Genomic DNA, 15448 nt, shown 5'->3' with positions numbered 1-15448 from the left:
TGATACTCAGGCTCCCTCCGGATGTTCGGGGCTATTTCTTGTTAGCCGCATCCTGGGCGGAACGGATAAACTCGCTGCCCGACAGACCGTTGAGCGTTAGCCTCTGCCCGGCCTGGGACAGCCCGGTGGCCAGCGAGGTCCAGTTATCGGAATATGTGCGAGGTTCGCTGTTGCTCTTGACGTAGGCGGCGATGTCGTTCACCGTCTTCGCTTCGGGCGTGGAGAAGAACGGCTGCTTGTAAGTTTCCGCACGCGTGGGAACCTCACCGCCGGTGGCCATCTTCGCGCCAGCCTCAGGACCGGTCATGTACTCGATGAACTTCCAGGCCGCCTCTGTATTCTTGCTGCCGGCACCTATTCCCAAAGTCCATCCAATGGTGGTGCCGGTGGTGTCGCCAGTAGTTGCCTTCGGCAGGGAGGTCCACTTGACGTCCGGATTCTGCTTTGCGAACGAGACGATTCGTTCGGTGCCCAGGACCGACATCGCGACAGTGCCGCTGGCCATGCCGTCCGCTACGGTACCGTACGTGTCAGAAACGACATTGCTGCCCAGCGCTTTCGCATCCCGGAGCTTGGCGAGGAAGTTGCCGAACTCCTCGCCCTTCTGGGTTGCGAAATCCGCCTCTCCGTCTTTAGTCCAAATGTCCTGATCAACCTGCGACATGAAGCAATTAAAAAAAGTGCTGATAATGGCAGAGTTGTCAGTGTCCGAGAACCCGGTTCCAAACCCGGTGAATCCAGCTGCGGCAGCTTTCTGCGCAACGTCAACCACTTCCTGGTAGGTGGTGGGAGTGGTCGCGCCGATCTGAGAAAGAATTTTCTGGTTGTAGTACAGCGCACAGGTGCGGTATTCATAAGGCACCGCCACCGGCTTGCCGTCAGGACCGGCGAGGGTGTCGGTAGGGCGAAGCCAGTCATTGACACTGGACGCAGCATCGGGCAGCGGCGAATAGACGCCGGCGGCGGCCATTTGGGGGACGACCGGGGTAAACATTTTGAACACATCTGGCGCCTGGCCAGCCGCTGCTGACTGCGGCAGCCTGTTCAACATGTCGCCCAGCGAAACTACCGAGAGATTGATCTTGATGTCAGGGTTGGCCGCCTCGAAGTTTGCGATGTTTTCCTTCAACGCCTTCGACCTCGGGTTGTCCTGGCTGGGATCAAGGAAGTCCCAGTAACTGAGTGTCACCGGCCCCTCCGGTTCCGAAGTTGAAGGGGAGCAGCCGCTGAGAGCAAGGCTGGCTACGACGGCTGAGACGAGAGCCAGGCCCCATCGCTTTTTGATCATGAATTTCTCCTGTGGACTGGATTGCTAATGCGGGAGCATGCCGTATCCAAAACGACGCCTGCTAAACGCGGGGCTACCGAAGGTCCAGGAATGAGCGACTGAATCATCGAGTCTCTCCTTTGAGATCGGTTGCATTCATTGAGCAGTGAGATCGATTGCTGAGATCGGTTGCAACAAACATAGGTCTACGGGAAGGCTCTGTCAAGCATTCCTTTTGTTGGGCCTTGTAGGTCCGGATTTGTACGCTGCTGCGAGGGCCACTGCCGTTCGACGACGAACTTCCGGAAGTCCTGGCCCACTGGACGGCTGCCCGGATGCGAGGAGATGCTGGAAGTCCCGGCCGACCCGACTCAGCCAGCGCCTATATAAGTTTGAGCGTATGACAGCCATTCCCGCCGGCCGAGATGTCAGGTCGTTGCATGGTCCTGTCGCTCGAGCATGCGGGAGACGGCGTAACCGATGACGACGCCCCAGAACGCGGCGTGGATGTTGAAAAGATTCAGGCCGGAGACTGTCACCACGAAAGTGACGAGGGCACCGAGCGTGAACTTCGTCGCGAAGGCACCGACGAACGCCTGCTGAAGGGCCCGGAGCATGGCGATCCCGCCCAGGGCCAGAATGAATGCCTGCGGGGTGGCGAGCATCAGCCGGGTCAGCATGGGAGCCACCAGAGCACAGACGAGAGACAGCAAACCGTAGATCACCGCGGCGGTGTACTGGCGATTTTTCTCCCCGGAGGCGGTCAAGAGGGCGTTGGTGGGACCGGTGACACATGCGGAGACGGCGCCGAAGGAGGCATTGAGCAGGGAAAATGCCCCGGAGCTGATCGCGAAGAGATTGATTGGAGGGTTGTGGCCTGCGGCTTTGAGCACAGCCGCGCCCTGTCCGTTCTGCACGACCAAAACAGTGAGAGCCAGAGGAATGACCAGTTCCAGTTGGGCTGCCCAGGTGAAGGCGGGGGCGGTGAACACGGGCGACGCGAAAACTGGCCCTTCGGCCTCAACGATGAACCGGCCGCTGAGTGCGACGGAGACGACGCCCACCGCCAAGGTGCCGAGTACGGGAGGGAGATACTTGCCCAATACCGGGACAGCGGTGAGCACGAGGAACGCAACCACCATGGGTACCGCCACTGTGGGGTCGTCGCGGGTCGAGGTAACGATATCCGTACCGAACCGGAGGAACACGGCCGCGACCATGGCCATCACGATCGGCAGGGGGATGGCAGCCATTAACCGTCGCACTACCCCCGTGGCTCCGAGAGCGAGGATCAGCACCCCGGCTGAGAAGAACGTTCCGACCACTTCCGCGAAGGACAGATGCTGCAACGAAGGCCCCAGCAGAACAGTGCCCGGAATGGACCAGGCGAAACCCAGAGGTTGGCGGTAGATCATGGACATGAGCACCGTCGCCGCACCCGCAGAGAGGAAGATAGCGAAGACCCACGACGCCAGCTGCCCCTGAGTCAGTCCGCCCACCGACCCCACGGTAAGGGTGACCGCAATCGGTCCGGAAGCGGAGAAGGCAAGTCCGACTGCCCCGTTGGAGGCATAATGCGGGCCGACGTCCCGCAGGAAGTCGCGGAAGCCTGCCGGGCGGGCCCCGGGTCTCTCGAAGAGCGGTTGGGGTCCCGGTTCCGGGTCCGGTGCAGCTTTGTTGCCTGTGGGTCGGGCGGCCTTCGAGGAGTGATGCATGGTTGCTCCTGAATCGATGAGGAGAGGACCGTCAGCGGATGGAGTTCGGGTGCTTGGCCAACGGTGTGACCTTGATCTTCATGTACGGATACATCGGGAAGCCACTGAGGACACCGTGCAGTTCGTCGTTCGTTGCGACGTCGAACACCGAGTAATTCGCGTATTCGCCGACAACGCGCCAGATCGAGGCGAGGCGGCCCTCCAGTTGCAGCTGCTGGGAGTATTCCTTCTCCAGCCCCTGCATGCGGGTGATATCCGCGGCGGAAAGATGCGGTGGGAACTGCACGTCCATGCGTGCCAAAAACAACACTATTTCGTTCTCCTGCTTATCGGGGCTAGGACAGCCGGTACTTCGCGAGCTTGTCTTCGTCGATGTCAGCGCCGACGCCCGGCAGATCGCGCACGGCAATCGTCCCGCTGATGATCCGGAGCGGATCGGCCAGCAGATCATCGGACATGTCCAGGAAGTTCGACAGTTCCCCTGCCCGGCGGCTGGTGGCTTCGTGGGCGGCACCAAACGTGATGGTCGCCAGCGAGCCAACCTGCGTATCGATCTGGTTGCCCATGGTCACGTCGACCCCGAGCCCGGTGCACAGCCCCAGAATTTCAGTGGCCTCAGTGAAACCCGATCGCGCGGTCTTGATGCAAATGGCATTGCAACCGCCTGAAAGAAGCTCACGGGACGCGTCCCCTGCCGTGGGGACGGATTCGTCACCCACCACCGGGATTGGCGACTTGTCGACCAGACGCCGGCGGCTCATTGCTTCCTTGGCATCGCACGGTTCCTCGAGCATGGTCAGTCCCAAGCCCTCGGTGCGCCGCAGTACCTCTAGGGCCTCGTTGGCGGTCCAACCCCGGTTGGCGTCAAGGTAGATCTCCACGTCCTCACCGAGGCCCTCGCGCAGTACGCGGCATGCCTCGATGTCCAGTGACGGCGGCCGGCGGCCCACTTTCAGCTTGAATGTGGTGATGCCGTATTCCTCACCGAAGCGAAGCGCCTCCTCCAGAAGCTCCTGGGCGGGCCGGAAGCCGAGCATGTGGCTGACCCTCATCCGGTCCGTGTATCCTCCCAGCAGCTTGTGGACCGGAGTGCCAAGTGTCTTGCCGATCGCGTCCCATACCGCAATGTCGACTGCACCTTTCGCCACCTGGTTGTGGATGGTCCGGCGCAGCACCGCATGAATCTGCTCCCGGCCCGTGATCTCAAGGCCGACCAGCTGCGGGGCGAAAGTTTCTTCAATGATCGTCCCGATCGACACCTGGGTCTCGCCATAGGTGTAAGGACGGGGAGGTGCGTCTGCCACTCCAACGACACCGTCGTCCGTGTACAGGCGCACCAGAACATGATCAGCATTCGTCACCTCACCGCTGGCGAATTTCAAGGGGTGGGTATAGGGAATGGAGTAGGGAATCACTTCAATCCGTTCGATTCTCAACGGCGCGGTTCCTTTCAGGACGGGTCATACGGACGAGGTGAAGCTGCTGCACTGGGCCGAGCGATATCAACAACAAACGGGCCGACCACGGACAGCGGGAGCTGGCCGGCATGTCGCCGCCTGGAGAAACGCCCCGGAGCCTTCCGCTCCGGGGCGCCCATCTGGACGGCCTGCCGCTGGCACGGTCAGGCGCGTTAGTTGTCTACTTGGATTCTCCGACCCGGGCGAGAACGTAGTCGTATACAGCTTCCTCGCCGGCCGCGCCATCGGTTCGCGGTTTGGGGTCGAGCATCAGCTCGGGCTTTACTGCAGAAGCGATGTCATCGGCATTATGCGGGTCTCCGGGGAAGTAGAGCTGCTGGGTCACCGGCTGGAATCCGGGCGCGGAAACCTTGATGTGGATGTGGGCGGGCCTCCAGGCGTGCCATCCCGCTGCTTCGATGAGCTGTCCACAGGCGCCATCTGTAGGGATCTGGTACGGAGCCGGACGCATGGTGTGGATGGTGAATTGCCCGTCGTCATTCGCCTTCACCGTTGCGCGGAAGAGCCACTCCGGAAGACCGGGGGCGTACTGCGAGTAGAAACCGGCCGCGTCGGCATGCCAAATCTCAATCTGTGCGCCCTGGATGGGATTGCCGTCGGTGTCAGTGAAGCGGCCGCTGAAGCGCAGCGGGGTGCCCTCCTCATCATCCCGCATTTCCACCGTGGCCGGCGATTCGAGTAGGGGAGAATCGGGCACATAGTAGGGGCCTTCGATGGTTCCCCTCGTGCCGGGGCGGTCCTGGGAGTTGACATCCTCAACGGTGTGTTCGAGCCACACGTCGAGGAACAGGGGCCATTCCCCGTCGTTTCCGACCTTGATCAGCCACGCCTTGAGCGCGTTGTACTCCTCGTACGTGACCTGGTGTTCGACGACGATGTCATTGGCAGCCTTGATCAGGGCCCCGGCGAGCAGGCTCACGCGCTCCTTCGGCACGGCCACACTGGCAGTCTTGCCCGAGGCCGCGAAGCGCTCGGTGGCCTTTGCGCCGGCCTCCACGGCCGTTCCCTCGTCTTCCTGGCGGGTGTCGGTCTGAATTTCAGTCATGGTGATCTCCACTGATCCTTGTAACGGGGACGGGAAAGGCTCCCATCTTGTGGTGAAGCGCCCGGCGCAGCGAGAGCTCGGAGGCCCTCGGCTTCACGTGATGTCCATCTCAGGCTAGGCCGATGATAAGGACGAAACAAATATTGATTAGCCGACCATTATGTCGCTTTAGGTAATCAAAGGCACCCTTGGTGGAACCTAGGGATTTGCCTGATGTGGGTGCTGTCACCGTCAAGCAGAATTACACGGCATACATTTTTCTTTCGGCAGGAGCCGTGACCTACGAGACGCCGCCCGCCAGCCCCATTTTCTCCGAAGAAGGAGTACGTCATGACCGAGAACCTGAGTCGGGTCCGTGAGGTCCTTGCAGACGCCGTGATCGATGATCGTGTAAACGGAATCATCCGGGCAAAGCGCGAAATCTTCACCGATCAAGAAATTTTCGAACTCGAGATGAAGCACATCTTCGAGGGCAACTGGGTTTACCTGGCGCACGAGTCCCAGATTCCCAACGTGGGCGACTACTTCACCACCTACATCGGGCGCACGCCCGTTGTGATCACCCGGGACAAGGACGAGAAGATCAACTGCATCGTCAATGCCTGCTCCCACCGGGGCGCGATGCTGTGCCGCCGCAAAACTGACAACCGCACTACGTTCACGTGCCCGTTCCATGGCTGGACCTTCAAGAATTCCGGTGAGCTGCTGAAGGTCAAGGATTCCCGCAATGCCGGCTACCCGGAAAACTTCAACAAGGAAGGCTCCCACGACCTCACCAAGGTGGCCCGCTTCGACTCCTACCGCGGATTCCTGTTCGGCTCGCTCAATGCCGATGTCCTCCCGCTCGAAGATCACCTGGGAGACGCCACCAAGGTGATTGACTCCATCGTGGACCAGTCGCCCGAAGGGCTCGAGGTCCTGCGCGGATCCTCGACCTACACGTACGACGGTAACTGGAAGGTCCAGGCGGAAAACGGGGCAGACGGCTACCACGTCACCGCTGTTCACTGGAACTACGCAGCAACAACGGCACGCCGCAGCGCCGGCGACTCAGCCAACAAGACCAAAGCCATGGACGCCGGAAAATGGGGCAAGGTCAAAGGCGGGTTCTATTCCTACGACCACGGCCACCTGCTGCTGTGGCAGGAATGGACCAACCCCGAAGACCGCCCGCTGTGGGACCGCCGCGACGAACTCGTCGAGAAGTATGGCGAGGAAATGGCGAACTTTATGATCAACATCTCGAGGAACCTGTGCCTGTACCCGAATGTGTACATCATGGACCAGTTCTCGTCGCAGATCCGGCACTTCCGTCCGATCTCCGCCGACCAGACCGAAGTTACGATCTACTGCATCGCCCCTAAAGGTGAATCGCAGGAAAACCGGTCCAAGCGCATCCGCCAGTACGAGGACTTCTTTAACGCCACCGGCATGGCCACTCCTGATGACCTCGAAGAGTTCCGTTCCTGCAACAAGACCTACTGGGCTACGGCTGCACCGTGGAATGACATGACCCGCGGTTCCACCCACGAAATCCAGGGGCCGGACGAGCAGGCACAGGCGTTGGGCATGACCCGGGTCATCGCCTCCGGTGTACGGACAGAGGACGAAGGCCTGTACCCGATCCAGCATGGGTACTGGAAGGAAGTCATGGACAAGGCCCTGACCGAGGACGAGCGCTCGACGCTGGAATCCGTGCCCGTCACCGCCTGATCAGACCACCGGAACCAGAGAGAGTTGCAAACCCATGACTAGCCTGACTACACCCGCGACCTCATTCAAGACAGCCAAGCAAATCGCCATCCTCGAAACCGTGCGTGCCTTCCTTTATAAGGAGGCCCGCCTGTTGGACGACCGCCAGTTCGATGAGTGGCTGCAGTGCTACCACCCGGACTCCGAGTTCTGGATGCCGGCCTGGGACGTCGACGACCGCCTCACCGAGGATCCGCAGAACGAAATTTCACTCATCTACTACGACAACCGCGGCGGCATTGAAGACCGCGTTTTCCGCATCAAGACCGACCGCTCGTCGGCCACATCGCTGCCGGAACCGCGGACCGGGCACAACATCGCCGATATCGAAATTATGGAACACGATGGCGACCAGGTGAAGGTCCGCTTCAACTGGTTCACCCTGTACTTCCGCTACAACACCACGGATACGTACTTCGGCACGAGCTTCTACACCATCGATCTCTCCGGCGCCGAACCGGTGATCCTCAAGAAGAAGGTCGTACTGAAGAACGACTACATCCACCACGTGGTGGATGTCTACATGATCTGACGGTCCGCGCCGTCGGCCGTTACGCGGCAGAGGTCACGGTCTAAAGCGTGCTGCCGGACATCACCTCATACGAGAAAACAGCACCAACTTTCGGGGTCGTGAAGACGCGATTCCCAGCCAGGAGGAAATCATGGGCCATCAGGTAGCCCTCAGCTTCGAGGACGGCGTCACCAAGGTCATCAAGGTCGGCGATTACGAGACCGTCATGGACGCAGCGTATAAAGCGCGCATCAACATCCCGTCGGACTGCCGTGACGGTGCCTGCGGCACCTGTAAGGCTTTCTGCGACTCGGGATCCTTCGACCCCGGGGACTTCATCGACGACGCGATGACCGAAGAAGAACTCGAGAAGGGCTACCTGCTCACCTGCCAGGCGGTCCCGGAGTCGGATCTCGCCCTCCAGATCCCGGCTACCTCGGAGTCAGCAAAGACGTCCGCGGCCACGTTCACCTCCACCCTCGTCGAACTCGACAAACACTCGGAGTCGACGATCTCCTTCTCCCTGGAGGTGCAGAACCGGGAGGCCCTGGCGTTCCTGCCGGGCCAGTATGTCAACATCAAAGTTCCGGGCACCGACGCCGAGCGCTCGTACTCCTTCAGCAACGGCCCTGACGTTGAGAAAGCATCCTTCATGGTGCGCATAACACGGCAGGGCGCGATGTCGGAGTACCTCCGTGACCGGGCAGCCGTTGGTGACTCCATTGCCTTCACCGGCCCCTACGGCTCATTCTTCCTTCGCGAACCCAAGCGTCCCCTGCTGCTGCTTGCAGGAGGAACCGGTCTCGCCCCGCTGCTGGCAATCCTGGAAAAGCTCTCCCAGAACCCTCCCGCCACCCCGGTTCACCTGATCTATGGTGTTACCAGGGAATCCGACATCGTAGGGCTCGACTGGCTACGCGCCTACGAAGCCAAACTGCCGAACTTCACCTGGGACTACATCGCCTCCGAACCGGGCACCTCCGCCCCGCACACCGGCTATGTCACCCAAATCATCCAGCCCTCACACCTCAACGACGGTGACGTCGATGTGTACCTTTGCGGCCCGCCTCCTATGGTGAACGCGGTCTCCAAGTGGCTGGACAGCGAAAACATTCATCCTGCCAACTTCTATTTCGAGCGCTTTGCCCCGAAGGAGACCAGGGGGGACGACGCCGAGACCGGCGCCCCCGCTCCGGCCGAAAAGATTGAGGCCGAAGGCGATACCATGAGCCGGTCAGAGGCGGTCTCGTCGCTTCAGACCGGTCGGCTGGATTTCCGCAAGGAAGACAGCTTCGCGCAGCTCGATGCCCGTATGGGCCTTGAGCTCGCCGTAAGCGAACTGCTGCTGGGCCGTCTCAGTGAGGAGCAGTTACGCCAGTTCCGGCGCCTTGCCGAGGCCACCACCCGCTCCGTGAAGGCCGGGACGGTTCAGGAGCCCGAGGAGTTCGCCCGGACGAATGAAGAGTTCCACGAATACCTCTTCATGGTCTGTGACAACCCGACGCTGCTTGAGTCCTACCGGAGGCTCGACGTGCACGCCCAGATGGCTGCGACTTTCGAAGCCGGAACCCCGATCTTCGAGCGGGTCACGCAGGACCACCTTGACATCGTGGACGCCTTTGAGCGTGAGGAAAAGTCGCGGGTCCGCGAACTCATTACAGGCCATGGACAGGCGGCCAAGGAAACCATGGCCGCAGCGATCGATGCCAAGACAGCGGCCCGCTGATGGTAGCGCCATACGCCGGACAGTTCGTTACTCCAGGGCGGTACAGCGGCAAAGTGGCCATTGTGACGGGCTCAGCCCAGGGCATTGGACAAAAGGTTGCCCAACGGATTGCTGCAGAGGGCGGGACCGTCGTTCTGGTGGATCGGGCCGAACTTGTCCATGAGGTGGCCCGGGAAATCGACGGTGCTGCACAAACTTCCGGATCCGGCGGCTCGGCCATGTCCGTGACTGCCGATCTGGAATCGTTCGCGGGCGCCCAGCAGGCTGTCGAGGCGGCGCTGGGCGCCTATGGCAGGGTTGATGTGCTGGTCAATAACGTTGGGGGCACCATTTGGGCCCGCCCGTACGAGGAATACGACGAGGAAAAGATCGAGAAGGAAGTCCGCCGCTCGCTCTTTCCCACTCTTTGGGCCTGCCGGGCGGTGCTGCCCTCCATGCTGGAACAGGGCTCGGGCACTATCGTCAACGTCTCCTCGGTCGCTACCCGCGGGCTGCACCGTGTCCCGTATGCCGCGGCCAAGGGAGGCATCAATGCTGTGACCCAGGCCCTGGCGATGGAGGTCGCCGGCCGGGGCGTGCGCGTGGTCGCGACAGCCCCCGGAGGAACTGAAGCTCCGCCGCGGAAGGTGAAGCGGGGCCCCGACGCTGACTCCGCCACAGAGCAGGCCTGGTACAAGACCATCGTGGACCAAACCGTGGAATCCTCCTTCATGAAGCGGTACGGCACGCTGGATGAACAGGCTGCACCGATTGTCTTCATGGCATCCGACGAAGCCTCCTATGTAACGGGAAGCATCCTCCCAGTGGCAGGCGGAGACCTCGGTTGAGCCGGGCGTGACCCCAAGGGCCGAGTGGGATCATGGTGCACTCAAGTAAGCTAGCCAGCATGATCCCCGGCTCCCAGCAAGGTAACGCGGAGGATGATCTGACACTCCTCGGCCGGCGGGATGTATACCAAGAGCTGTTGGAGACACTGCGCGCGGTGCGTAAGGGCACTGTACAAACCGTCGTGCTCAGTGGTCTGCAGGGCTCCGGAAAAACCGTTGTTCTCGACCGCTTCCTGGAGTACTGCCGCTCCGCCGCCCGCGGCGTACGCGTGCTGTCGGCAACCGGAGACGAGTGGGAGGCGCAGTTCCCGTTAGCTGGTTACTCCCAACTCATGTCCACCCCGCCGCTGCGCGCCGCTGCCAACGACGCGCCAGCGGCGGCCCCACCGTCTGATTCCCCGGATGCTCTCAGTCCCGGTCAGGTAGCCAAGCATGCATCAACCTTCATGGCCCATCTGGAAGGACTTCAGGCACACGGCACCGTGGTCGTCGCCGTCGATGACATCCAGAACCTTGACTCGGACACCCTGCACGTCCTCGTGTTCGCCATGCGGCGGCTGCGCGACAAACGAATCCTGTTCGTTGTCTCTCTGGACCTTACGCATTCCCAGTTTGTCCCGGCAGGGGTCCTGGCGTTCCTTACAGGGCATCAGGTTTCCTGTCTCCCGCTGGGGCCACTGTCGCCCCAGGAGGTCCAGAATCTCGCCCAGCACCGGTTTGGCATAGATTTGAGCGCCACAGCGGCCCACGGCATCATCCAGCATACGGGCGGATTGCCGCTGCCTGTTGTAGAGCTCCTCGATGAGCTGCCCCCTGAAATTTGGCAGTCGTGGTTTTCGTCCCTGCCGCCGAGCTCCCGTGTCCGGGCCCAAGTGCGAAGCCTTCTCAATGGTGCTTCCGCTGAGCTGGTAGCTGTCGCGGAAGCCGCGTCAGTGCTGAGGGAAAGCGCAGGAATAGCAGAGATAGCCCACGTCAGCGGAGTCACAGACGTAATAAATGCCCTGGATGAGGGCCATAGAGCCGGACTGCTGGGCTTGTCGGTTGAACAGGCCCGATCGGTGGTGATGTTCTTTGAGACGGGCACGACCGAGTCCGTTTATGAGCAGATAATCCCGAGCCGGCGTATCGAACTCCATCGCAGGGCCGCGCAGATCGTACAGGTTGAGGGCGACCGTTTGGGCCACTGGGTGTCCGCGACGCCAGGTGCTGACGAGGATCTCGCTGCTGAACTGGAAGCATACGCCCGCCGACAGGCTCTGGTCGGGGCGTGGCATAACGTCTCGACAGCGCTGTTTTCCGCGTCACGTCTCTCTGGGGACGTCCGCACGGCTAATGATCGGCTCCTTAGAGCAGTCGACGCCCTCGTAGGTTCCGGGAACATGGCCCGGGCCCAAATGTGGGCCGCTGCCGTAGACTCCATGGCGCCCTCCGCGCTCCGTTCCTCGGTGCTTGGCTACCTCTCCACGGCGTCAGGGCAGAATCATAGCGCACAGAAACAGCTGGAAATGGCGTGGAGAACCAGCAATCCTGAACGGGACCCGGCGGCCGCGGCCCAAGTGGCCCAACGCCTGGTTTTGCACGGCGTTGCCTCCTGGGATGGCCCGCTCATAACCCGTTGGGCTGAACGCGCCATGTCCCTGACGGAACCTGGTACTCCGGCTTACATCGAATCAGAGGCCATCTACGGGCTGGGCCTCTATGCCCAGGGGCGGCTTTCCGAGGCGGAGGAATCCTATCGAAAGGCTTTCGAGCACGCCTCCGAAAACGCCCAGAAGCAGCGCGTGCAGATAGGCGCTGGCTGGCTAGCCCTGCGCATGGACGACGTTGAAACCGCGCAGGTCCATTTCGAGGCCGCCGCACCGACGGAATTCCGGGGTGGCTCCTTGCGGATCTCCTTGTGGGCGGAGGCATGGTTGGCCCGGACCCACCTCGTACTCGGCAACTGGGACGCCGCTGCCGCGACCGTTGCCCGTGGCTCAGTTCGCCTCGAAGCCTCAAGGATGCCCCTGATCCGCCCGCTCCTGTACTGGACAGCAGCCGAACTTTGGTCAATGCGGGGCGATTGGGACAGAGCCCGGTACTACGTTTCCCAGGCGTCAGTGCAGCCGGGAACTTACCGAGCCATGCAGGTACCGGCCAGCCTGGCCCGGGCCCGTTTTCATGAAGCACGGGCGGATTACGAGAGCGCGTTATCGGTGTTGCAGCCCTTGACGGAACTGGACCCGTGGACGGAAAACCGGGTTTCCTTCTGGCCTTGGCAGGACACGTACGTGAATGCCCTGGTCATGACTGACCAATTGGATGAGGCCGATTCGTTCCTGACTGACTTCGAGCACGTGCGAAGGGAACGGGCGGTCCCGTCAGATTTGGCCCGCATGGCATGGGCCCGTGGGCGCCTCCTGGCGGCCCAGGGTGAACCTGAGAGCGCTAGGGAACATTTCGAGACGTCCCTGGCCCACCTGCGCGGGTTGAACCGCCCATATCTTCGTGCCCGGGTAAGTTTCGCCTACGGGCAGAGTATGCGGCGCGCCGGGAAGAGGCGTTTGGCGTCGTCAGTGCTGCGGGTTGCAAGGGATCTCTACGATTCTTTGGGCGCTGTGACGTATGTGGACCGGTGTGACCGCGAGCTGAAGGCAACAGGTCTTGATGCCGGCAATCTGCCCGATCCTTCTGACGCTGTCCTCGCTGCCGTCGCACGGCCGCATACCCAGCTCACTGCGCAGGAGCAGGCAGTGGCCGAACTCGTTGCGACCGGAACGACCAACAAGGAGGCAGCCCGTAGCCTGTTCATTGCTGAGAAGACCGTGCAGTACCACTTGACCCGGATCTACGGGAAGTTGGGAATCCGGTCAAGAAGCGAACTGGCTGCAAGGTTCCGGGTTCCGGACTGACCGGTGAATGAACATTGGGGTGTCTTCGGCCAGTGAGAGGGCAACGATAAGCGTTCTCCCTCGTTCCGATCGCTATTGGCTGCTGGGGGCCAGACCGGTGGAAAGGGGCCGCGGAAGGGACGTTGTGGCTGCAACCACGATATCCAGGAAGCTTTGGAGGAGCGCTGATCGGTCCTCACTCCGCCACGCGACTGCCAACTCCATCTCGGGAGCTTTTTCGATATCGCAGTACACGTCGCCCTCGAGTTGCAGGGCGCGGATGCTGGCCGGCATGAGCGCGACTCCACCACCGGCGGCAACATAGGAGAGCATCATGGACGTCTCACTGAGCACTTGGGTGATACGTGGCTGGAAACCCGCCTGGCGGCAGACGCTGACGGTCGTCCGGTGCAATACCGAATCGGGCGGGTAAGCGATAAAGTCCTGATCCTGCAGCTCGTGCATGGCCACCGGCCGGCCAGCCGGCAGTGCACTGAACGCCGGCACTGCGGCGATGAGCGGCTCACGGGACACCACCCTGAAGTCAATGCCCGGGGCAGCAATCGGCGGGCGCAAAAGCGCCGCATCCAATGTGCCCTCCCGCAGCCCGTTCTCCATGGCCGGGGTAAGCATTTCACCCTGCATATGCAGCGAAAGCCCCGGCAAGGCCTGCTTGGCCCTCCGTACGATGGGGGGCATAACGCCGTATGTTGCCGATCCCGAGAAACCTACGCGAAGCACGCCCGCGGCGCCCTGCCCCACCTGGAAGACGTCGGCCTTCAGAATCCCGACAGCGTTGACGATCTGCCGCCCCCGGTCAAGCAATTCCTGGCCTGCTGCGGTGAGCTCTACCCTGCGGGTTGTCCGGTTCAAGAGGCGGACACCCAACTGCTCCTCCAGCTGACGGATTTGCTGGGACAGTGGCGGCTGGGCCATGTGAAGCCGTTTCGCCGCACGCCCAAAGTGACGTTCTTCAGCTACAGCAATGAAGTAGTTCAACTGGCGGATTTCCACGACCCCGGCCATCCCTCCGTCGGATAGGCTGTCCTGCCACCCGCGATTAGTTCACATGATAACCCGAATCGGCTGAACTAAGACTGTTCCAATACTTATCCGGGGCCAGCACGAATTGCCTGGTTCAACGGGGACTGGGCGATTGCCGAGTTCACGACAGACGACACCGTCAGCCACCGGGTTTGCCCCGTCCCCGCATGCCAGTCGTACCATGGCGGGGCGCCTTCTTTTTAGGGGAGGGACGTTCAGGGCGTCCCAACAAGTCTAAATCGGTACCGTTTCAGTATGAATCAGGGGGCTAAGTCGCCGATCGCCGGCGTTCCCCCACGGTTAAGGTGAATAGATGATCAATCCTGCAAGGCTTCACTCTGACCTTTCCCGCCTCGCCCGAGAAACCGACATGTTCATGGCCACCGCTGAGTCCCTGTCCGACGATGAAATGACGGCCGCCTCCCTGTGTGAGGGATGGACGCGGGCCGATGTCATAGCCCACATTGCTTGGAACGGCCGGGCCCTGGTCAAGCTCATCGACTGGTCAGTCACCGGCCAGGAACAACAGCTTTACGCCTCCCCGGAGGCACGGGCCGAGGAGATTTCCGCGCTTGCCGCGTTGCCACGTCAGGAGCTTCTTGGCAGTGTGCGTGAGTCGGCCGAGTACTTCGCCGACCAGGCCCAACGCCTGACAGGGGATCTTGCGGCCGAGGAGGTCCACCTGCACGGCAAGCAAATCCCTGCGACGTCAATCGTGGCGCTGAGAGTCGCCGAGGTTATCGTTCACCATCATGACCTTGACACGGCCTGGACCATCGAGGAAGCAGATCCCGACTCAGTGCTCAACGCCATCGAAGCCGCCGTGCGCACGATGCGTGCCAAAGGGGCTCCGGGCATGACGCTGGTGACAGAGGAGCGTGACGAGTGGGTGATCGGCGACGGCTCGCTGCACGTCTCCTCCGACCGTGAGGGGTTGCTCGAGTGGCTGGCACGCGGGGCGACTGCCAATGTCGAGGCTGACGGGCCCTTGCCGACGCTGCCTGCGTGGTAAGCGGCGCCACGTCGGGCACCGGTGTCCACTGCACGCACATGGACACCGGTTTGTTCTTTGGTCAGCCTAGAGGCTCGACTGCAGCTGCTTGGCTGGCCAATGTCGGTTGTTCAACCGTGGGGACCCAGGTTCGGGTTGAGAGGGAGCTGGAATCGTCCGGCCGCGAGTAGTGCCCTACAGGGTCGTACGCGTTTTTCGCCT

General features: G+C 61.6%; 12 protein-coding genes. 6 read left to right on the top strand and 6 right to left on the bottom strand.

The window, feature by feature from the left end:
• Positions 1-31: 31 nt before the first annotated feature.
• The 5 genes from GK109_RS09815 to catA form a co-directional block, all read right to left on the bottom strand.
• Entirely contained in the window at positions 32-1288 is a 1257-nt protein-coding gene (locus GK109_RS09815) for an ABC transporter substrate-binding protein (RefSeq protein ID WP_157240105.1), read from the bottom strand.
• Between the two features lie 407 nt (positions 1289-1695).
• Positions 1696-2982, bottom strand: a complete 1287-nt coding sequence (locus tag GK109_RS09810; protein ID WP_157240103.1) for a benzoate/H(+) symporter BenE family transporter — start codon at positions 2980-2982, stop codon at positions 1696-1698.
• Positions 2983-3013: 31 nt separating this feature from the next.
• Positions 3014-3292: a muconolactone Delta-isomerase gene (catC, locus tag GK109_RS09805; protein ID WP_370460506.1), complete on the bottom strand. Its 279-nt coding sequence runs from the start codon at positions 3290-3292 to the stop codon at positions 3014-3016.
• 25 nt (positions 3293-3317) lie between these two features.
• Positions 3318-4418, bottom strand: a complete 1101-nt coding sequence (locus GK109_RS09800; protein WP_157240101.1) for an enolase C-terminal domain-like protein — start codon at positions 4416-4418, stop codon at positions 3318-3320.
• Positions 4419-4620: 202 nt separating this feature from the next.
• The gene (gene catA / locus GK109_RS09795) at positions 4621-5505 is read right to left on the bottom strand and encodes a catechol 1,2-dioxygenase (RefSeq protein ID WP_157240099.1); all 885 of its coding nucleotides are present in this window, start codon (positions 5503-5505) and stop codon (positions 4621-4623) included.
• A gap of 330 nt (positions 5506-5835) precedes the next feature.
• Here catA and benA point away from each other — a divergent pair, with 330 nt between their 5' ends.
• From benA to GK109_RS09770, 5 genes are all read left to right on the top strand, one after another.
• On the top strand, positions 5836-7218 hold the full coding sequence (benA, locus tag GK109_RS09790) for a benzoate 1,2-dioxygenase large subunit (RefSeq protein ID WP_157240097.1): 1383 nt from the start codon (positions 5836-5838) through the stop codon (positions 7216-7218).
• Positions 7219-7252: 34 nt separating this feature from the next.
• Positions 7253-7789 (top strand): benzoate 1,2-dioxygenase small subunit, encoded by a 537-nt coding sequence (gene benB / locus GK109_RS09785; RefSeq protein WP_157240095.1) that lies wholly within the window; start codon positions 7253-7255, stop codon positions 7787-7789.
• Between the two features lie 130 nt (positions 7790-7919).
• A complete protein-coding gene (gene benC / locus GK109_RS09780) occupies positions 7920-9494 on the top strand; it encodes a benzoate 1,2-dioxygenase electron transfer component BenC (protein ID WP_157240093.1) in 1575 nt (524 codons plus the stop codon).
• Positions 9494-10321 (top strand): 1,6-dihydroxycyclohexa-2,4-diene-1-carboxylate dehydrogenase, encoded by an 828-nt coding sequence (locus GK109_RS09775; RefSeq protein WP_157240092.1) that lies wholly within the window; start codon positions 9494-9496, stop codon positions 10319-10321. Before benC ends, GK109_RS09775 begins: the two co-directional genes overlap by 1 nt.
• A 137-nt stretch (positions 10322-10458) precedes the next feature.
• Positions 10459-13212 carry a LuxR family transcriptional regulator gene (locus tag GK109_RS09770; protein ID WP_231754835.1) on the top strand — a complete coding sequence of 918 codons (2754 nt, stop codon included), beginning with the start codon at positions 10459-10461 and terminating at the stop codon, positions 13210-13212.
• 72 nt (positions 13213-13284) lie between these two features.
• Here the strand turns inward: GK109_RS09770 and GK109_RS09765 are convergent, their stop codons facing one another.
• Positions 13285-14205 carry a LysR substrate-binding domain-containing protein gene (locus tag GK109_RS09765; RefSeq protein ID WP_370460505.1) on the bottom strand — a complete coding sequence of 307 codons (921 nt, stop codon included), beginning with the start codon at positions 14203-14205 and terminating at the stop codon, positions 13285-13287.
• A gap of 343 nt (positions 14206-14548) precedes the next feature.
• Between GK109_RS09765 and GK109_RS09760 the strand changes: the two genes are divergently transcribed.
• The gene (locus GK109_RS09760) at positions 14549-15247 is read left to right on the top strand and encodes a maleylpyruvate isomerase family mycothiol-dependent enzyme (protein ID WP_157240089.1); all 699 of its coding nucleotides are present in this window, start codon (positions 14549-14551) and stop codon (positions 15245-15247) included.
• Positions 15248-15448 lie beyond the last annotated feature (201 nt).

It is taken from the genome of Pseudarthrobacter sp. GA104, assembly GCF_009741265.1.
In the GTDB taxonomy this organism is placed as follows: domain Bacteria; phylum Actinomycetota; class Actinomycetes; order Actinomycetales; family Micrococcaceae; genus Arthrobacter.
The sequence above is the reverse complement of the archived record's forward strand: the minus strand, read 5'-3'. Positions and strand labels throughout refer to the sequence as shown.